The sequence below is a fragment of the Streptomyces sp. DvalAA-14 genome, from assembly GCF_900091855.1.
Taxonomy (GTDB): Bacteria; Actinomycetota; Actinomycetes; order Streptomycetales; family Streptomycetaceae; genus Actinacidiphila.
Map to the genome: position 1 here is coordinate 1 of NZ_FMCH01000635.1, position 20,081 is coordinate 20,081.

12 protein-coding genes and 1 pseudogene are annotated in these 20,081 nt (G+C 73.2%); 10 read left to right on the forward strand and 3 right to left on the reverse strand.

Annotated features, from left to right (window positions below; all coding sequences use genetic code 11):
• Positions 1–271: 271 nt before the first annotated feature.
• Positions 272–1,222 (forward strand): LysR family transcriptional regulator, encoded by a 951-nt coding sequence (locus GA0115240_RS33705; protein ID WP_093742726.1) that lies wholly within the window; start codon positions 272–274, stop codon positions 1,220–1,222.
• A gap of 460 nt (positions 1,223–1,682) precedes the next feature.
• On the opposite strand, the pseudogene GA0115240_RS33710 reads toward GA0115240_RS33705, so the two are convergent.
• A pseudogene (locus tag GA0115240_RS33710) lies at positions 1,683–2,015 on the reverse strand (WhiB family transcriptional regulator); the annotation flags it as partial.
• Positions 2,016–2,628: 613 nt separating this feature from the next.
• On the opposite strand from GA0115240_RS33710, the gene GA0115240_RS33715 reads away from it, so the two are divergent.
• The 4 genes from GA0115240_RS33715 (at position 2,629) to GA0115240_RS33730 (ending at position 7,360) form a co-directional block, all read left to right on the forward strand.
• Positions 2,629–3,240 (forward strand): response regulator transcription factor, encoded by a 612-nt coding sequence (locus tag GA0115240_RS33715; protein ID WP_003948568.1) that lies wholly within the window; start codon positions 2,629–2,631, stop codon positions 3,238–3,240.
• A gap of 352 nt (positions 3,241–3,592) precedes the next feature.
• On the forward strand, positions 3,593–4,204 hold the full coding sequence (locus GA0115240_RS33720; RefSeq protein ID WP_272919965.1) for a sigma-70 family RNA polymerase sigma factor: 612 nt from the start codon (positions 3,593–3,595) through the stop codon (positions 4,202–4,204).
• Between the two features lie 199 nt (positions 4,205–4,403).
• Positions 4,404–5,903, forward strand: coding sequence for an IMP dehydrogenase (guaB, locus tag GA0115240_RS33725; RefSeq protein WP_093742730.1), 1,500 nt, complete (start codon positions 4,404–4,406; stop codon positions 5,901–5,903).
• 335 nt (positions 5,904–6,238) lie between these two features.
• Positions 6,239–7,360 (forward strand): GuaB3 family IMP dehydrogenase-related protein, encoded by a 1,122-nt coding sequence (locus GA0115240_RS33730; protein ID WP_093742732.1) that lies wholly within the window; start codon positions 6,239–6,241, stop codon positions 7,358–7,360.
• Between the two features lie 124 nt (positions 7,361–7,484).
• Here the strand turns inward: GA0115240_RS33730 and GA0115240_RS33735 are convergent, their stop codons facing one another.
• Both GA0115240_RS33735 and GA0115240_RS33740 read right to left on the reverse strand, forming a co-directional pair.
• Complete coding sequence (locus GA0115240_RS33735) at positions 7,485–8,135, reverse strand: hypothetical protein (protein WP_093742734.1); 651 nt, start codon at positions 8,133–8,135, stop codon at positions 7,485–7,487.
• 111 nt (positions 8,136–8,246) lie between these two features.
• Complete coding sequence (locus GA0115240_RS33740; RefSeq protein ID WP_093742736.1) at positions 8,247–9,524, reverse strand: nucleotide sugar dehydrogenase; 1,278 nt, start codon at positions 9,522–9,524, stop codon at positions 8,247–8,249.
• Positions 9,525–9,713: 189 nt separating this feature from the next.
• Here GA0115240_RS33740 and GA0115240_RS33745 point away from each other — a divergent pair, with 189 nt between their 5' ends.
• The 5 genes from GA0115240_RS33745 to GA0115240_RS33765 all read left to right on the forward strand — a co-directional run bounded on the left by GA0115240_RS33745 (position 9,714) and on the right by GA0115240_RS33765 (position 19,773).
• Positions 9,714–11,420, forward strand: coding sequence for a glycerol-3-phosphate dehydrogenase/oxidase (locus GA0115240_RS33745; RefSeq protein ID WP_093742738.1), 1,707 nt, complete (start codon positions 9,714–9,716; stop codon positions 11,418–11,420).
• A gap of 60 nt (positions 11,421–11,480) precedes the next feature.
• Positions 11,481–13,250, forward strand: a complete 1,770-nt coding sequence (locus GA0115240_RS33750) for a serine/threonine-protein kinase (RefSeq protein WP_093742740.1) — start codon at positions 11,481–11,483, stop codon at positions 13,248–13,250.
• 175 nt (positions 13,251–13,425) lie between these two features.
• Positions 13,426–15,306 (forward strand): serine/threonine-protein kinase, encoded by a 1,881-nt coding sequence (locus GA0115240_RS33755; protein ID WP_093742742.1) that lies wholly within the window; start codon positions 13,426–13,428, stop codon positions 15,304–15,306.
• Positions 15,307–15,544: 238 nt separating this feature from the next.
• The gene (locus GA0115240_RS33760; protein ID WP_093742744.1) at positions 15,545–17,542 is read left to right on the forward strand and encodes a protein kinase; all 1,998 of its coding nucleotides are present in this window, start codon (positions 15,545–15,547) and stop codon (positions 17,540–17,542) included.
• Positions 17,543–18,096: 554 nt separating this feature from the next.
• Entirely contained in the window at positions 18,097–19,773 is a 1,677-nt protein-coding gene (locus GA0115240_RS33765) for a serine/threonine-protein kinase (RefSeq protein WP_093742746.1), read from the forward strand.
• The last annotated feature ends 308 nt before the right edge of the window (positions 19,774–20,081 follow it).

Consider the following 20,081-nt stretch of genomic DNA (forward strand, 5'->3'; position numbering starts at 1 on the left):
TGTCGGCGCCGGGCGCCGCCCTCGCCCCGTCAGGGGCGCGAGGAACTGCGCGACCAGCCGGCGTCGGGCTGCAGTCGGGGGGCGGCCGTAACCGCCCCTCACCTGTGGGCACCGCCCGCCGGCCTCGCCCCGCCGGGGGGCAGTCCGGGGGCGGCCGCAACCGCCCCACCCGCGGGGGGTGCGGGCGCGCGGCCCGCTTCCCCTCCGGGAGGAGTCAAAGCTCACCCCCACCCCGGGCCGGCAGGCCCCAAGCCTCGCTTATGGTTGAGGCATGATCGAAGCTCGTCACCTGCGGGTCCTGCGCTCCGTCGCCCGTACCGGATCGTTTTCCGCCGCCGCCCGGGAGCTGGGGTGTACGCAGCCCGCTGTCAGCCAGCAGATGAAGGCGCTGGAGACCTCCGCCGGGACGCCGCTGCTGGTGCGCGGGCCGCGGGAGATGCGGATGACCGAGGCCGGGGAGGCCCTGGTGCGGCACGCGGCCGGGATTCTCGCCGGGCTGACCGCCGCGGAGGAGGAGATCGCGGCGATCGCCGGGCTGCGGGCCGGGCGGGTGCGGCTGGCGTCGTTCCCGTCGGGGAGTTCGACGCTGGTGCCCAGCGCCGTCGCCGATATGCGCGCCCGGCACCCGGGCACCAAGATCTCGCTGGTGGAGGCCGAGCCGCCCCGCTCGGTGGAACTGCTGCGGGCGGGCGACTGCGACATCACCCTGGCGTTCCGCTACGTGGACCTGCCGGTGGCCGCCGAGGAGTCGTGGGCCGATCTGGTGGTGCGCCCGCTGCTCACCGACCGGCTGGTCGGCGTCGTACCGGAAGGGCATCCGCTCGCCGGGCGGGACGAGCCGGCCGGCATCGAGGAGCTGGCGGGGGAGCAGTGGATCGCCGGCTGCCCGCGCTGCCGGCGCCATCTGGTGGAGGTCTGCGAGTTGGCCGGGTTCACGCCGCGGATCGACTTCGCGACCGACGACTACCCGGCGGTGGTCGGCCTGGTCGCGGCCGGGCTGGGCGTGGCCGTGCTGCCGGAGCTGGCCCTGGAGTCCGTACGGCAGAAGGGCGTCGCCGTGGTGGAGGTGCGGCCCGCGGTGGAGCGGGAGGTGGTCGCGCTCACGCTGCCGGACCTGGCGCATGTGCCGGCGGTGGACATGATGCTGGGGCGGCTGGCGAGCGCGGGTCTGCAGCACGGGAGCCGGCCCGTCGCCGCGGCGGCTCCGACGCCGCAGCCCTGATCCGACCCGGGACCGCGACCGGGCCCGGTGCCTTCTGGCTGGCGCCCGCGACCCGCGCCGATGTCCCGGCGACCGTCTCCCGCCGGGACGCGTACTTCGGCCGGCGCCCCACGACGAGCCGGCGCCCCTCGACGAGCCGACAGCTCCCGACGAGCCGGCACCCCCAGAAGAATCGATTCTTCATGAGCGGCACGGAGGCTCAACGCCAGCCCGCGCGGGCCGACCCCGGCCCGGAGCCGTCAGCCGGCTCGGACCCGTCCATCGCCTCCGCCCCGGACTCGGACTCGTCCGCCAACTCCGCTTCCAGCTCCTCCGTGGAGGGCTCTCGGTCACGCTCTCTGTCCCGGTCCCGATCGTGCTCCCCGTCCGCGTCGTGCTCCCGGCCGGCCGGCCCCTGCGCGTCCCCGGTATCGCCGGGCGCGCCGCCGTCGCGGGCCCGGTTCCGCCCCCGGTGCCCGTCCCCGCCGTCGTCCCCACCGTCCGCGTCGGTGTCCCGGTCCGCCTCCGTGGCCCTGCTCCGCGAGCGCCCCATCATCGCCTCGCGCTCGTCCTCGGTCAGCCCGCCCCAGACCCCGTAGGGCTCGCGGACCGTCAGCGCGTGGGTCGCGCACTCGGCGCGCACCGGGCACCGCATGCACACCTCCTTGGCCGAGGCCTCGCGCGCGCTGCGCGCCGCGCCCCGCTCGCCCTCCGGGTGGAAGAACAGCGAGCTGTCGACGCCGCGGCACGCGGCCACGAGCTGCCAGTCCCACAGATCGGCGTTGGGCCCGGGAAGGCGGGAGAAGTCTGCCATTGCTCATTCCCCTCGACGGGTGCGTGAAGGCGTGGAAGACGGCGGAGAGCGCGCAACGGGGACGTAACGGTGACGGCGACCGGCAACCGGCGACGGGCGCCGACGGCACGGCGGTCTCGCGGTGTCGCGGGGTCGCGTGACATCGGGGACGCACCTGTCTGCCGGAACCTGTCGGATCGCTGTGACCCGTCTCTCGACCGTACATCTACTGTCGTAGTAGATGTAAATATGACTCATCGCCAATTTAGCGACGATTGCCGCACACACCAGAAAAGAGCGGCCAAACAGTGCAAAGTCCGGCATAACACCCGTTCGGCAGCATCTACCCCGTTTCAGGCACTGCTCCACCGGGCTCTCCAGGACCGCAAATACCGCCTCCTCATCCGTCTGACCTGCGGTACGGACGTTTCGTAGGCAATCGATCACGTAGAGTGCCGAAGGCCCCGATCAAACTCCGTAACTCTTTCGGGTGAGGGTCGTTGAGTGTGGCGGAAGCGGTTGGCGGATCAAGTGATTCGGGCAGGTGCCCGATCCGTCAGCCCCAACGGTGAAGATTCGTACTTCGTACAGCCTGGAGGCACAACGTGACGCGGTTCAGCTGCGGAGGGCGGTCATGACTTCCGTCCTCGTCTGCGACGACTCCCCGCTCGCCCGAGAGGCCCTGCGCCGCGCGGTGGCCACCGTGCCCGGCGTCGAGCGCGTAACCACCGCCGCCAATGGCGAGGAAGTCCTCCGCCGTTGGGGTGCCGACCGCTCGGACCTCATCCTGATGGACGTTCGGATGCCCGGCCTCGGCGGGGTGGAGACGGTCCGGCGGCTGCTGTCCGCCGACCCCGGCGCCCGGATCATCATGCTCACCGTCGCCGAGGATCTCGACGGGGTGGCACTGGCCGTCGCGGCGGGCGCCCGCGGCTATTTGCACAAGGACGCCTCGCGCGCCGAACTGCGGGCCACCGTGACGCAGGCGCTGGCCGACCCCACCTGGCGGCTCGCGCCGCGGCGGCTGCGATCGGCCGAGATGGGCGCCGCGCCCACCCTGACCGCCCGCGAGATCCAGGTGCTGGAAGGCATGAGCCACGGTCGGTCCAACGCCGAGATCGGCCGCGAACTGTTCCTGTCCGAGGACACCGTGAAGACCCACGCGCGGCGGCTGTTCAAGAAACTCGGCGCGTCGGACCGGGCCCACGCGGTGGCGCTCGGCTTCCGCTGGGGCCTGGTGCGATAACCGCCGTGCGCCGGCCCGCGCGGGCGGCAGCTCCGGGCGTCGTACGCATGGCCGTTCGGGCCCCCGCCGCCGCCCTCGCAAGGGCCCGGGTGCCGGTCGTCGTAACGGTCCTTCAACCGGACATCGAAGCGCCCGTGCCGATCGTCGTAGGCCCGAAGTCGCCCACGAGTCCTCGGTTTCCCGGGGGAGGACGCATGCTTGACATATGGACTTCCTCGGGGAACGGCGGGGGCCTCGGATGGCGGAGATGACAGCGCCGGACGCGGTTCCGCAAGGCGTGCCGGATAACGCTTCGGTGCAGAAGTACGACCGCGATGCCACGGATCGTCCCGCGGCGAGGCACCATGGGTGGATGCGCGACGACGACACACCTGCCATCGGTGCCCTCGTCCGTCGCGCGGTCGACGGCGATCAGCGGGCGGTGCACGAGCTGCTGGCGCTCGTCCACCCCCTCGCCGAGCGGTATTGCCGCACCCGGCTGTCCCGGCTGCCGGGTGATGCCCGCCATTTCGTGGACGACCTGGCGCAGGAGGTCTGCCTGGCGGTGCTGTGCGCACTGCCGCGCTACCGGGACCTGGGCCGGCCGTTCGAGGCCTTCGTGGTCTCCATCGCCGCCCACAAGGTCGCCGATCTGCAGCGCTCCGCCATGCGGGGGCCGGGCAGCACCGCGGTGCCGTCCGACCAGATGCCGGAGAAGCCGGACGACTCGCTCGGCCCCGAGGAGCGGGCGCTGCTGAACAGCGACGCCGCCTGGGCCAAAAAACTGCTGGACCGGCTGCCCGACCATCTGCGGGAGCTGGTGCTGCTGCGGGTCGCCGTCGGGCTGAGCGCCGAGGAGACCGGGCAGGTGCTCGGGATGTCGCCGGGGGCGGTCCGGGTGGCGCAGCACCGCGCGCTCAGCCGGCTGCGGGCCATCGCCGAGGAGACATCGACCACTGCCACGGGCACCCCGCGCAGCGCCTGACCCCTTCCCCACCCCCGGCGGACCCGCTGGCCCGGCCCCGTAACGCCCGGTCCGGGCGGGCCCGTACGGCCGGCGCCGGCCCGGACGGCACCGCGGTGGCCCCCGCGTCACCCGCAGGAGTCACCTTCCCGGCCGGGGAATACCGGCGCAGCCACTACCATTGGACAACTCGCCGGGCAAGACCATTCGGGAAGGTGTCATGTCGCTGAACGCCGACGGAGTAGCCGAGAAGTTCGCCACGCTCGGACTGACCTACGACGATGTGCTGCTGCTCCCGGGTCCGTCCGAGGTGCTGCCCAACCAGGTCGACACCGCGTCCCTGATCTCCCGGAACGTCAAGGTGAACATCCCGCTGCTGTCCGCGGCGATGGACAAGGTCACTGAGGCGCGGATGGCGATCGCGATGGCCCGCCAGGGCGGGGTGGGCGTGCTGCACCGCAATCTGTCCATCGAGGACCAGGTCAGCCAGGTCGACCTGGTGAAGCGCTCCGAGTCCGGCATGGTGACCGACCCGATCACGGTCCGTCCGGACGCCAGCCTCGCCGAGGCGGACGCGCTGTGCGCCCGCTTCCGGATCAGCGGCGTGCCGGTCACCGACGAGAACGGGCGGCTGCTCGGCATCGTCACTAACCGTGACATGGCCTTCGAGAACGACCGCGGCCGGCAGGTGCGCGAAGTCATGACCCCGATGCCGCTGGTCACCGGCAAGGTCGGCATCTCCGGGGTGGACGCGATGGCGCTGCTGCGCCGCCACAAGATCGAGAAGCTGCCGCTGGTGGACGGCGACGGGCGGTTGCGTGGTCTGATCACCGTCAAGGACTTCGTGAAGGCCGAGCAGTACCCGCGCGCGGCCAAGGACAGCGAGGGCCGGCTGCTGGTCGGCGCGGCCGTGGGCGCCAGCCCGGAGGCGCTGGACCGCGCCCAGGCGCTGGTGTCCGCCGGGGTGGACTTCCTGGTGGTGGACACCTCGCACGGCCACAACAGCAACGCGCTGAACTGGACGGCCAAGATCAAGTCCGCCGTCCCGGTGGACGTGGTGGGCGGCAACATCGCCACCCGCGACGGCGCGCGCGCCCTGCTGGACGCGGGCGTGGACGGCGTGAAGGTCGGGGTCGGCCCCGGCTCCATCTGCACGACGCGGGTGGTGGCCGGTATCGGTGTGCCGCAGGTCACCGCGATCTACGAGGCCGCGCAGGCCTGCGTCGACGCGGGCGTGCCGGTCATCGGCGACGGCGGTCTGCAGTACAGCGGCGACATCGGCAAGGCGCTGGCCGCGGGTGCCAGCAGCGTGATGCTCGGCAGCCTGCTGGCCGGCTGCGAAGAGTCCCCGGGTGAGCTGCTGTTCATCAACGGCAAGCAGTTCAAGTCCTACCGCGGCATGGGTTCGCTCGGCGCGATGCAGTCCCGCGGCCAGGGCCGCTCGTACTCCAAGGACCGCTACTTCCAGGCCGAGGTCTCGGCCGACGACAAGCTCGTCCCCGAGGGCATCGAGGGCCAGGTGCCGTACCGCGGGCCGCTGTCCGCCGTCCTCCACCAGCTCGTCGGCGGCCTGCGCCAGACCATGGGGTACGTCGGGGCCGCCACCGTCTCCGAGATGGAGTCCAAGGGGCGCTTTGTCCGCATCACCGCGGCCGGCCTGAAGGAGTCCCACCCGCACGACGTCCAGATGACGGTCGAGGCCCCCAACTACCACGGCTGACGCTCCGCTGAGGTCCCCGGGTCCCGCTGGCCCCGCCCCCTGGCCCTTGCGGGGCCGGACGCCCAGCCCCTTGCGGCCTGTACCCGGAACGCCGGCCGGTGGCCGGTTGCTCGCGCAGTTCCCCGCGCCCCTGGTTGCAGCATCCCACCGCCCGGCGGACCGGTGCCCCGAAGGGGCGCGAGGAACTGCGCGACCGGCCCCGCACGGCGGACGATCCGGCGACTGGCCGGAAGGGGCTGGGCCCGCGGCCCCCCGCCGCCCGCCCGGAGGGCACCCCGCAGGGGACCGCTGCGGGATACTGGAAGCGCAAGGGCAGAAGACGAGAGGCGCGCGTAGTGACTGAGATCGAGATCGGGCGGGGCAAGCGAGGCCGCAGGGCGTACTCGTTCGATGACATCGCCGTGGTGCCGAGCCGGCGGACCCGGGACCCCAAAGAGGTCTCGATCGCCTGGCAGATCGACGCCTACCGCTTCGAACTGCCGTTCCTGGCCGCGCCGATGGACTCCGTGGTCTCTCCGGAGGCGGCCATCCGGATCGGCAACCTCGGCGGCCTCGGGGTGCTGAACCTCGAAGGGCTCTGGACGCGGTACGACGACCCCGAGCCGCTGCTCGCCGAGATCGCCGAGCTGGACGACCACCGGGCCACCTCCCGGCTCCAGGAGATCTACGCCGCCCCGGTCCGCGAGGAGCTGATCGGCCAGCGGATCAAGGAGGTGCGGGACGCCGGGGTGGTCACCGCCGCGGCCCTGTCCCCGCAGCGCACCGCCCAGTTCTCCAAGGCCGTGGTGGACGCGGGCGTCGACCTGTTCGTCATCCGCGGTACGACGGTCTCCGCCGAGCACGTCTCCGGGTCGCACGAGCCGCTGAACCTCAAGCAGTTCATCTACGAGCTGGACGTGCCGGTGATCGTCGGCGGCTGCGCCACCTACACCGCGGCCCTGCACCTGATGCGGACCGGCGCGGCCGGTGTGCTGGTCGGTTTCGGCGGCGGCGCCGCGCACACCACCCGCAACGTGCTCGGCATCCAGGTGCCGATGGCGACCGCGGTGGCCGATGTGGCCGCGGCCCGCCGCGACTACATGGACGAGTCCGGCGGCCGCTACGTGCATGTGATCGCCGACGGCGGCTTCGGCGCCAGCGGCGACCTGCCCAAGGCGATCGCCTGCGGCGCGGACGCGGTGATGATGGGCTCCCCGCTGGCCCGCGCCACCGACGCCCCCGGCCGCGGCTTCCACTGGGGCATGGAGGCGGTCAACACCGAACTGCCGCGAGGCAAGCGGATGAATCTCGGCACCGCCGGCACCACGGAGCAGATCCTGCTCGGGCCGTCCCACGCCCCCGACGGGTCGATGAACTTCTTCGGTGCGCTGCGCCGCTCGATGGCGACCACCGGTTACTCGGACCTCAAGGAGTTCCAGCGGGTCGAGGTCACGGTGTCGCCGACGCACCACCGCTGACACCGGTCAGCAGCCGGCCGAGGGGCCGGTGCATATCCGATCGCGGGTACGTACCGGCCTCTCGCCGTATCGCGGCGGGCCCGGGATCGGCCGCCTGGGACCGCCCGGGACCGGCCGCCCCGGATCAGCCGTTCATGCGGCGCGGGGTGCGGAAGCCCACCACGCCCGCGAGTGCCATGAACAGGAAGGATAGGACGTCGAAGTCGGCCTTCCACGCCTGGAACACGTCGCTGGTGTAGTCGAGCAGGGCGCTGGTCACCGACAGGTCGTTCGCGTGGGCGCCGATGATCGCCTCGCCGAAGAACTGGCCGAGGAAGACGCCGAGCAGGGACAGCACCAGTCCGACGTACGGCAGGGCCGGGCTGCGTCCGCCGACCTTGCCGACCACGGCGCCCACGAGGAGGCCGACGCCGAGCGCCAGATAGCTGATCTCGTGCTTGGTCAGGCCGAGGATCCAGCCGTAGACGGCGCCGGCGACCACGGCGGCGGCGATGCCCGCGAGGACGGCCAGCGCGACATTCGGCGGGGGCGGCGCGGGCAGCGGGGTCGGGGCCATCCACCCCGTCGGCGCCGGGTAGGCGGCCGGATCGAAGGTGGCCGCCCCCAGCGGCGGGGCCGACTGCTGCGGCGGCTCGGGCAGCAGCGGCGGCTCGGGTGCGAGCGGCGGCTTCGGCGCCTGTGGCGTAAGGCCGGCCGGTGACGGGTCGGCCGGTGGCGGGTCGGCCGGTGGCGGGTCGGCCGGTGGCGGGCCGGCCGGCGGAAGTTCGGTGGTCATGAAAGGTCCCCCCCGGGGCATGAAGCGTGAAGTGACCCCGAAATCTAGCAGGGGGGTACGACACCCGTACGACGCCAGGACCGGCGCACCGGCCCGGCCGGTCCCGCCCGGCTACAACCGCGCCGCCGCTCCCACCGGGGTGGCTCCCCGGGTGTCCAGCATGAGTTGGGCCTTCACCGCCAGACCCTGCAAGTCGTAGGTGCGGTGGTGCTGGAGAAGGAGCGTCAGATCCGCCTCCGCGGCGGCCTCCCACAGGGAGTCGGCGCGCGGCACCGGCCGGTTCAGCACGCGCCACTGCGGGACGTACGGGTCGTGGTAGGCGAGTTGCGCGCCGAGTTCGATCAGCCGGGAGCCGATCTCGCGGGCCGGGGCGCCCTCCTGGTCGGCGAGGTCGGCCTTGTAGGTGACGCCGAGCAGCAGCACGCGGGCGCCGCGCAGGGACTTGCCGTGCTCGTTGAGGAGGGTCGCGGCGCGCTGCACCACGTAGCGGGGCATCCGGCCGTTGACCTCCTGGGCGAGTTCGACCATCCGCAGCGGGTGGCCGGGCAGCCGGGGGTGGGCGGTGGGTCCAGCGGTGAAGGCGGGGGCCGCGTTGGGGTCGAGCGCGGCGCCGGGGCCGCCGACGCCGGGTCCGGGGCGGAAGGCCTGGAAGCCGAACGGCTTGGTCTCGGCGCAGCGGATCACGTCCCACAGGTCCACCCCGAGGTCGTGGCAGTAGACCGCCATCTCGTTGGCGAAGGCGATGTTGACGTGCCGGTAGTTGGTCTCCAGCAGCTTGACCGCTTCGGCCTCCCGCAGCCCCCTGGCGCGTACCACCCGGTCGGTGAAGCGGCTGTAGAAGGCGGCGGCGGCCTCGGTGCAGGCGGAGGTGGCGCCGCCGACCACTTTCGGGGTGTTGGCGAGGTGGACGTCGCGGTTGCCGGGGTCGAGGCGGCTGGGGGAATAGGCGAGGTGGAAGTCCCGGCCGGCCAGCAGGCCCGGGGCCTCCAGCAGGGGGCGGAGGAATCCTTCGGTGGTACCGGGGTAGACAGCTGATTCGAGGACCACGGTGGTGTGCGGACGCAGGTGCGCGGCGAGCGCGCGGGCGGCGGTGGCCACTTCGGTCAGATCCAGGGCGTGGTCGGCGCCCAGCGGGGTGGGGGAGCAGATGACGGCGGTCCTGACCCGGCCGAGTTCGGCGGGGTCCGAGGTGGCCCGGAAGCCGGCGGCGAGCATCCGGCGCAGTTCGGGGGCGGTGAGGGTGCCGGGCAGTGGCCGGCACGCGTTGATCTCCGTCACCACGGCCGGATCGGGGTCGTAGCCGACGGTGTTCACTCCGGCGGCGGTGGCCGCTTGGGCGAGGGGGAGTCCGGTGTGGCCGAGTCCGAGTACCGCGAGGTCTGCTGGCATGAGGTCGGTCCTCCACGAATGGCCACACGGATGGCCTCTCGAATAGCTGTAAAGCAGGCTAACCAGACAAATTGCTGATATGACCTCTCGGCGCGCCGCACGCCCCGGACGCTTCAAGGTGGCCGCTCCCGGGCAGGCCGGTCACTATCGAAGAGAACCTGACCATGAACGGGGCTTACGGAGGCACGGATGCGCGACACAACTCTCGGCCCCGCTGAGCGAGCCGAAGCTCTCGCCAGGATGACCGAGCAGGAATTGGACATCCTGGTGGTCGGCGGCGGGGTGGTGGGCGCCGGTACGGCACTGGACGCCGCCACCCGCGGCCTGTCCGTCGGCATAGTCGAGGCCCGCGACTGGGCCTCGGGCACCTCCAGCCGTTCCAGCAAGCTGATCCACGGGGGCTTGCGCTATCTGGAGATGCTGGACTTCGGCCTGGTCCGGGAGGCACTCAAGGAACGCGGACTGCTGCTGGAGCGGCTGGCCCCGCACCTGGTCAAGCCGGTGGCCTTCCTGTACCCGCTGCAGCACAAAGGCTGGGAGCGGCTCTACGCCGGCTCCGGTGTCGCCCTCTACGACGCGATGTCCGTCTCGTCCGGGCACGGCCGCGGCCTGCCCACGCACCGCCACCTCACCCGCAAGCACGCGCTGCGGGTGGCGCCGGCGCTGCGCAAGGACGCGCTGGTCGGCGCGCTGCAGTACTACGACGCCCAGGTGGACGACGCCCGCCTGGTGGTGAACCTGGTCCGTACCGCGGCCTCCTACGGCGCGCTCGCGGCGAACGGGGCGCGGGTGATCGGTTTCCTGCGGGAGGGCGAGCGGGTCGTCGGCGCCCGGGTGCAGGACGTCGAGGCCGGCGGCGAGTACGAGGTCAGGGCCCGCCAGGTGGTCAACGCCACCGGGGTGTGGACCGACGACACGCAGGGTCTGATCGCCGAACGCGGCCAGTTCCACGTCCGCGCCTCCAAGGGCGTCCACCTGGTGGTGCCCAAGGACCGCATCCACTCGACGACCGGGCTGATCCTGCGGACCGACAAGAGCGTGCTGTTCGTCATCCCGTGGGGCCGGCACTGGATCATCGGCACCACCGACACCGACTGGAATCTCGACAAGGCGCATCCGGCCGCGTCCAGCGCCGACATCGACTACGTGCTGGAACACGTCAACTCGGTGCTCGCCACCCCGCTGACCCGGGACGACGTCGAGGGCGTCTACGCCGGGCTGCGCCCGCTGCTGGCCGGCGAGTCGGACGCCACCAGCAAGCTGTCGCGCGAGCACACCGTGGCCCACCCGGTGCCGGGCATGGTGGTGGTGGCCGGCGGCAAGTACACGACCTACCGGGTGATGGCCAAGGACGCGGTGGACGAGGCCGTGCACGGCCTGGACCGCCGGGTCGCCGACTGCTGCACCGAGGACGTGCCGCTGGCCGGCGCCGAGGGCTACCGGGCGATGTGGAACGCCCGGGCCCGGATCGCGGCGGCGAGCGGCGTGCATGTCGCCCGGGTGGAGCACTTGCTCAACCGGTACGGCGCGATGGCCGGCGAGGTGCTGGCGCTGATCGAGCAGACCCCGTCGCTGGGCAAGCCGCTGGCCGCCGCCGACGACTACCTGCGGGCCGAGGTGGTCTACGCGGCGTCGTCCGAGGGCGCCCGCCATCTGGAGGACGTGCTCACCCGGCGGACCCGGATCTCGATCGAGACCTTCGACCGCGGCACCCGCAGCGCCCGTGAGGCCGCCGAGTTGATGGCGCCGGTGCTGGGCTGGGACCAGAACCAGATCGACAACGAGGTCGAGCACTACGAGAAGCGGGTCGAGGCCGAGCGCCAGTCGCAGCTCCAGCCCGATGATCAGACCGCGGATGCGGCCCGGCTCGGCGCGCCGGATATCGTTCCCCTGTAGAGGAGAGGAGTCTGGGCGCGAGCGCGACGCGCGGGCGGGGGCAACTCAGAGGGGCGCGAGATGGTCGGACAGGGCGACGAGGGCCGGTTGGTCGCGGGCCGGTACCGGTTGGTGGAGCGGATCGGGCGCGGCGGCATGGGCACCGTGTGGCGGGCCGAGGACGAACTGCTGGGCCGCCAGGTCGCGGTGAAGAAGCTGCACCCGCCGCAACCGCACATGGACGACGACGAACTGGCCACCCTGTTCGAGCGCACCCGCCGCGAGGCCCGCGCGGCGGCCCGGATCAGCCACCCCAACGTCATCGTGGTGCACGACGTGGTGGACGACGAGGGGCTGCCGTCCATCGTCATGGAGTACGTCCCGTCGGTGACACTCGGCGAACGGCTCAAGGAGCGGGGCCCGTTGCCGGTGCCCGAGGTGGCTCGGATCGGCCGCGGCATGATCGCCGCGCTGCGCGCCGCCCACCGCGCCGGGGTGCTGCACCGCGACGTGAAGCCCGGCAATGTGCTGCTCGGCGTCGGCGGCGGTGACGGCGACGGGGGTGGCGACGGCGGCGGCCGGGTGGTGCTCACCGATTTCGGCATCGCCCAGGCGTCCGGCACCTCCACGCTGACCCGGACCGGCGAACTCATCGGCTCCATCGACTTCTTGTCCCCGGAGCGGATCCGCGGCGCCATGCCCGGGCCCGAGGCCGACATGTGGGCGCTGGGCGCCACCCTCCACCAGGCCGTCGAGGGCATCTCGCCGTTCCGCCGGCCCACCGCGATCGAGACCGCGTACGCCATCGCCGAGGAGCCGGTCGCCGAGGCCCCCAACGCGGGGCCGCTCACCCGGGTGATCTCCGGGCTGCTCGCCAAGGATCCTGCCGAGCGGCTGACCGCGGAGCAGGCCGAGCGGCTGCTGCGGATGCCCATACCGGAGGCGGACACCGCGCTGGTCGGGCAGTTCGTGCAGCGGGACGAGCAGCCGCCCGGCGCGAGCGTGGTCCGGCGGCCCGGCGCGATACCGGAGCCGATACCCGAGGCGGCACCCGTGTCCGCGGTCGGCGGCTACGGTCCGCACACGCCGCTGCCGGCCCAGCAGTCCGCCTCCGCCCCGGTCCAGCGGCAGCAGCAGCCGTACTCCCCGCCACCGGGCCGCCGCAAGGGCAGGGCCGCGCCGCTGGTGGCCGCGGCGCTCGCGGTCCTGGTGCTGGCGGGAGGCGGCACCCTGCTGGCCCTCCACCAGCGGCACGCCCATACCGACGCCAAGCCCGACACCGACACCCCGAGCGCTCCGAGCACCGCCTCGACCGCCGCCTCAAGCGCGGCGCCGACCGCCACGCCGACGACCGCACCCGCCGCGCCGCCCGCCTCCGCCACCACCGTCCCCGCGCCCCCGCCGCTCCCCGACGGCTACCGCCTGTTCACCGACGACGGCCGCGGCTACTCGCTCCCGGTGCCGGAGGACTGGACGAAGCAGGTCAGCAGCGGCGGCGAGGAGGTCGACTTCATCGACCCCACGCAGAAGGTCGATCTGAAGATCAGCTCGCTGGACTTCGCCAGCAACAGCCCCTACCAGCACTTCCAGAACCTCGAACCCGCCACCGAGGCCGAAGTCGACGGCTATCATCGGAAGCGGCTCGATCCCACCACGCGGCTGGGCGATCCGGCGGCCATCTGGGAGTTCACCTTCGAGGGTTCGGTGCGCGAGTACCACGCGATCGACCTGGGCTTCGGCCAGCCGGGCGCCACCGAGTACGCGGTGTACGTATCGGCGCCCGACGCCCAATGGGCGAAGTACCGCAAGGTGTTCGACGCCGCGGTGGCCGGTTTCCGGCAATCCGGCTGATACGTCTGGTTGGCTTCCACGTCCCCGGTTCGGGGATGATGGCCTCTTGCACCGCTTGCGGCACAGCGCAGCCCGACCACCCCGTTTGACCGATCACCTGACCGATCGCCCGAGCGATCACTAGACAGATCATCTGACAATCCGCCTGACCATGCCGGCACAGCAGAGGGAACCCATGAGCGAGGTCGAAGGTACCGACGGACGTCTGCTCGCGGACCGGTACCGCCTCGGCGCCGTGCTCGGCAAGGGCGGTATGGGTACGGTCTGGCGCGCCGTCGACGAGACGCTGGGCCGCAGCGTCGCCGTCAAGGAGCTGCGCTTCCCCGGCGACGTGGACGACGACGAGAAGCGCCGGCTGGTCACCCGGACCCTGCGCGAGGCCAAGGCCACCGCGCGCATCCGCAACACCGGCGCCATCACCGTCTTCGACGTGGTCAAGGAGGACAACCGGCCCTGGATCGTGATGGAGCTGGTCGAGGGCCGCTCGCTGTCCGACGCGATCCGCGAGGACGGCCCGGTCACCCCCAAGCGCGCCGCCGAGATCGGCCTGGTGCTGCTCGACGTGCTCAAGGCCGCCCACCACGAAGGCATCCTGCACCGCGACGTGAAGCCGTCCAACGTGCTGCTGGCCGACGACGGCCGGGTGGTGCTCGGCGACTTCGGCATCGCGCAGATCGACGGCGACCCGTCGGTGACCTCCACCGGCATGCTGGTCGGCGCCCCCTCCTACATCTCCCCGGAGCGCGCCCGCGGCCAGAAGCCAGGGCCGCCCGCCGACCTGTGGTCGCTCGGCGCCCTGCTGTTCGCCTCCGTCGAGGGCCACCCGCCCTACGACAAGGGGTCGGCGATCGCCACGCTGACCGCGGTGATGACCGAGCCGGTCGGGCAGATGGACAACGCCGGCCCGCTCGCCGAGGTGATCAAGGGCCTGCTGATCAAGGACCCCGAGCAGCGGCTCACCGAGCCCGCCGCCCGCGCCATGCTGACCACGGTCGCCAAGGCGCCGGAGCGCCCGGTCGCGCCCCCGGCGCCCGCCGGGGACTCCCGCACCATGATCCTGCCGGTCGATCCGCAGCCCACCCCGACCGACGCGCCCCCGGAGGCCCGCGAGGCCGCCGCCGACCAGGCGAAGGTCCGCGACGCGCTGCGCTCGGTCCGCAAGAGCGCCGTCGCCAAACCCCGGCCCGCGCCGGAGCCCGGCACCCCGGCGAACACGCCCGCCCCGCCGGCCCGCGCGCCCCTGACCGACGTGGTGCCGCGCCGCACCCTCGTCATAGTGGTCGCCGTCGTCGTCCTCGCGATCCTGGGCACAGTGATAGGGCTGGTGGCGGCCAACTCCGGTGGCGGCAAGGGTCACGACAGCAAGAACGGCGACACCAAGCCGGGCGCCGTCGCCTCCAGCGGCCCGACGACCACCGCTTCCGCGCCGGACAGCGGCCACGCGGCGTCCCCCTCCCAGCCCGCCGCCAACAGCCCGTCAAAACCCGCTGCTTCGGCGTCGAGCACCCCGTCCGACGACCAGGGCGCCGATCAAGGCACCGGCCAGGGCACCGGCTCGGGCAAGGGCGGCGGTGCCGGCAAGGGCGGCGGGGACGCGCTGCCGCCCGGCTACAGCTTCGTCACCAACGACCAGCTCCACTTCCGGATCGCCCTTCCGGCCGGCTGGCACCTCACCGGCTCCACGACTGGCGGCGACGGCGCGATCTACAGCGCGAGCGGCGGATACCCGCGCGTCCAGGTCGACTTCGCGAGCACCCCCGGCAAGGACGCGGCCGCTGCCTGGCGCGAGGAGGAGCCCGCCGTCAAGTCCACCAGCGACGACTACCAGCGGATCTCCATCGACACGATCCAGTACCGCGGCTACCGCACCGCCGCTGACTGGGACTTCTACCGCACCGAGGACGGCAAGAAGACACGGGTGCAGAACCGCGGCTTCGTGGTGGACGACCACCACGCCTACTCGATCATGGTCTCCATCCCCGCCACCGACTGGGACAGCGCCGCCTCCACCACCATGCGGAACACCTTCTTCGCCTCCTTCCAGTCGAAGGACTGACCCCCGCTCACCCCCGGCCCGCGCACGGAAGCACAACGGGAGTACAAGCGGCAGCAAAGGGGTAAGCAGGTACTCGGCTCGAACCGGGACAGGGTTCGCAACCCGGCAAAGGGCCGAAGGAACGCCGTACAGCACGTATGGTGAGTAGTTGAGGACTGTCCGCATCCGCATCCGGGCTTGTTCGGATCGGATCGGACCGTTTCCCGTAGGAGTTGGACCGGGGCCGAGAGGGGGCACCGTGGAGGAGTACGCAGGGCGGGTGCTCGCCGAGCGCTACCGGCTGCCGCGTCCGCCCGCCGACGAGTTCGAGCTGGCCGAGACACGGGCGTTCGACACATACAGCGGTCAAGAGGTGCTGGTCCGGCAGGTGTTGCTGCCGGAGGTGCTGACCGCCGAACTCCCCGGCGACGAGGCCGGGCCGGCCGATCCGGACGGGCTGGGCGACAGCGCCCGGCGGGCGCTGGACGCGGCCAGGGCCGCCGCCGCGATACCCGATCACCCGCGCCTGGTGCAGGTCTTCGACATCTTCGTCGAGGACGGCAGCCTGTGGATCGCGAGCGAACTGGTGTCCGCCCGGCCGCTCGCCGCCTTCCTCGCCGAGCGCCCGCTGGACGCCTATCGCGCCGCCGAGGTGGCCTCCGACATCCTGGCCGCACTGCGCGCCCTGCACACCCACGGCTGGACCCACCGCAACGTCACCGCCAGCACCGTGCTGCTCTGCGACGACGGCCGGGCGATGCTCGGCGGCCTCGCGGCCGGCGCCGCCCAGGAAGCACTGTGCGGCTACGACCCGCTGCCCGAGCAGGTGCTGGCCGGCGGCACCGAGCCCTCCTGGCACGGCCCCGACTCCGCGCTGGAACAGGAGCGGGCCCGGCAGAACCGCATCACCGTCGTCGGCGCCGTCACCGAACGCTGGGCCCCCGAACAGGCCCACGAGGTGCACGAGAACTGGCGGTTGTCCCCGCCGGTCGGCCCCGCCGCCGACCTGTGGGCGCTCGGCTCGCTGCTCTTCCGCAGCGTCCAGGGCCACCCGCCCTACCCCGAGGACAGCGCCGCCGAACTCGTCCAACTGGTGTGCGCCGAACCGCCCGCCTTCGCCGAGGAATGCGGCCCGCTGCGGCCGGTGGTGGAGTCACTGCTTCGCCCCGACCCCGAAGAGCGGCCCGAGGCCGAGGAGTTGGGCGGCTGGCTGCGGTCGCTGATCCGCTCCGCGCCCGAACCCGAACTCGGCGTCGAGACCGTCTCCCTGCCCACCGACCCGGCGAAACTCCCGGTCAAGCGGCGCCGCGGCGAGCTGGTGCGCCGGCGGCGCAACAAGGCCGCCGCGGCAGCCGCTGCCGCCGCCGACCCGACCGGCCTCCAGCACCGCCGGCACGCCCGCGGCAAGCAGGCCAGGGCGGTCCGCGAGAAGCGGGAGAGTGCCCGGCGCAGCGAAATGCGGCAGGAGCAGTTCCAGCAGGAACAGGTGGTCTCGCGCACGCCCGACCGCGGCCAGGCGCAGCCCCGCCGGCTCGGCGCCCGCCTCCTGGTCGCGCTGCTGGTCGTGCTGGCCGCCGTGGTGGTCTACGCGGTGCTCGTGCTGCCCCATCGCGGCGAGTCGGCCGCCGACCCCAACGGCGACCGGACGATACCCGCACAGATGCCCGGCGCCGGCGGCGGCAAGACCCACTCGGCGAACCCGCCCGCCGACACCGGCCAGGCGCCCCCCGCCAAGCCGAGCAGCAAACCCACCACCAAGCCCCCGACCAAGGCCGCGACGACCCGGCCGCCGGCCGCACCCCCCGACCTCGGCCCCGACTTCGCGCTGCAGACCGACGCGGCCGGCTTCACCGTCGCCGTGCACACCGGGTGGGCACGCAGCGGCAAGAACGGCCAGGACGAGGTCCGCTACACCGGCAGCGACCTGACCCTCACCGTCGTCCCCGGCCGCGACAAGGCCTCCGGCGACACCGAGGACCCCCTCGCCTACCAACTCGTCGAACGCGAACTCGCCGCCTTCCGCGCCTCCTCCTGGTCCTCCGCCTCCAGCCTCCAAGCCCTCACCCTGCGCGGCCACCCCGCCGCCGAGGGCGAATACACCTGGCGCGACGACAGCCAGCAAACCATCTACGCCCGCAACCTCGCCGTCCAGATCAACGGCCACTACCACATCATCCTGATCTCCGGCCCCGACACCGAACGCGCCGCCGTCCAACGCGCATTCGACAAGGCCGTCGAAACCTACACACCCCACTGAGCCCTTGCGGGGCCCGCGGGCCCGCCGCGCCCGGTCCGGGTCCGCCCCTGCGGCTGGGTTGGGCGCGGGGCGGGGGGCGCGTCGGCCCCGGACGGTGGGTTGGTCGGCCTTCGGGGCGGTGGGTTGGGCGCCCCGTAGGGGCGCGAGGAACTGCGCGACAAGCCCCGTACCGGCGGGTGGTCCGGAGCCGGGCGGCAAGGGGCTTCCCTTGCGGGTGGGTTGAGTGCGCGGCGCGGGCGCGCGTCACCCCCGCACGGGCGGTTGGTCCGTCCTCGGGCCGCGGGTTGAGCGGCCATCAGGGGCGCGGGGAACTGCGCGACAAGCCCCGTACCGGCGGGTGGTCCGGATTCGGACGGCAAGGGGCTGCCCCTGCGGGCAGGTGCGGGCCGCGGAAGGCGCGCGTCAGCCCCGTATGGGCGGGGTGGTCCAGGCTCGGGACGCAAGGGGCCCGGTTGCCGCGGGGGAGGGGCGCGCCGGGGCCCCGGGAGGAGAGCGGCGGGCGTGAGCCCGCAGAGCCGGTGCGCGCCGCGACAGGCAAAGTGCATCATGGCCTCATGGCAAGTGACGGGGGACGCACCACCGCCGAACACCAGCCCCGGGACGTCATCGCCGGCCGCTACCGCATCACCGCCCGGCTCGGCCGCGGCGGCATGGGCACGGTCTGGCGGGCCGACGACGAACTGCTGCGCCGTCAGGTCGCGGTGAAGGAACTGCACCTGCCCTACGCCGGCCTGACCGAGGCCGAAGCCGACAAGCAACGGGACCGCGCCCTGCGCGAAGCACGCGGCGTCGCCCGGATCCGGCACCCGCACGTGGTGGTCGTCCACGACGTGGTGGAGCAGGACGGCCGCCCGTGGATCGTGATGGAGCTGGTGGACGGCCGCTCGCTGGCCGACGTGCTGACCGAGGACGGCCCGCTGGAGCCGCGCGAGGCCGCCAGGATCTGCGCCGCCGTCGCGGGCGCGCTGCGGGCCGCGCACCGCCACGACATCCAGCACCGGGACGTGAAGCCCGCCAACGTCCTCATCGAGCGGGCCGAGGGCCGGGGCACCGGCCGGGTGGTGCTCACCGACTTCGGCATCGCCCGCGTCCCGGGCAGCCACACCATCTCCGAGACCGGTTCCTTCGTCGGCTCGCCCGAATACACCGCGCCCGAGCGGATGTCGGGGCAGCCGGCCGGACCGGCGTCGGACCTGTGGTCGCTCGGCGTGCTGCTGTGCGCGGCTGTCGACGGGCACTCGCCTTTCCGCCGCGATTCGATCGGCGAGATCGTGCACGCGGTGGCCATCGCCGACATCGTCCCGCCGGCCGCGGCCGGCCCGCTGCTGCCGGTGGTCAGGGGCCTGCTGGAGCGGGACCCGGAACGCCGGATGGCCGCCGCCGACGTGCAGACCGTGCTCACCGCCTTCGCGGAAACGGGGCTCGAGCCGCCGACCCCGACGCCGGAACTCCCCGCCCCGAGGTCCCCCGACGATCCGGCGCCGGCGCCCGAGCCCGACCCGGAACCGAAGCCGGAGCCCGGCCACGCCCCGGTCCCGTCCGAGCCGCCGCGCGGCCCCCGGCACCGGGGCCGCACCGCCGTCGCCGTGCTCGCCGTGACGGCCGTGGCGGTGGTCGCGGGCGCGGCCGCGGCGATCCTGGTCACCCGGGGCGAGAGCGGGGGCCGCGCCGCCGCGGTGAGCCCTCCGGCGCTCACCGCCGCCGCCACGGCCGCCACCACCCCCGCAGGCCCGCCGAGCCCGGAGACCCCGAGCAGTCCGGCGACGACCTCCGCCGCCCGCCCCCTGCCCGCCGGTTTCGAGCGGATCACCGACGCCAACGGCTTCTCGGTCGCCCTGCTCGACGGCTCCCGCCGCGACCCGGAGGGTCCCCGTACGTACTACTGGTCGCCCGGCGATGTCTTCCGCTTCGGGGAGCGCGAGCAGAGTCCCGATCCGCGCGGCCCGTACGCGGTGATGCACGACCAGCACGTGGCCGCGCCGTCCTCGCCGGTCTACCCGGGCTACCGGGACGGGGTGATCACCCGGACGACCCAGCACGGGCAGGACGCCGCGCTGTGGGAGTTCACCTACGACGGCTTCGGCCACGGCAAGGGCCCCCGGCGGACGTTCGACCTGTGCTGGACGCAGGGCGACCGGATGTACGACCTGTGGGTGTCCGGCCCGCTGGAGAGCGCGGAGAGCACCCGGAAGGCCTTCGACACCGCCGTGGCGAGCTTCCGCGCGGGCTGATCCGGCCGAGGTGCGGTCTGACCTGGGACGCCCCCGACCGCCCGTACCGGCGGTTACGCCGATCCGAGCTGCGGCGATGCACAGCGGGGCGAATCGCGCCACTGGACGCTGGCGCGGTTTCGCCGATCGGCGAGAAAGGGCTACTCACGGGTAGTCGCCAGGTGCCCGGCAGTCGTAACCTCACCGGCATGACGGATTCGCCGGAGCGCGCCACACCCCCGCCGACGACCGCCCGCCCGCCGCCGGCGGCCCGGCGCCGGAGCCGACCGCGCCCGAGCCCGCGCCCGAAGCCACCGACGCCCGCTCCC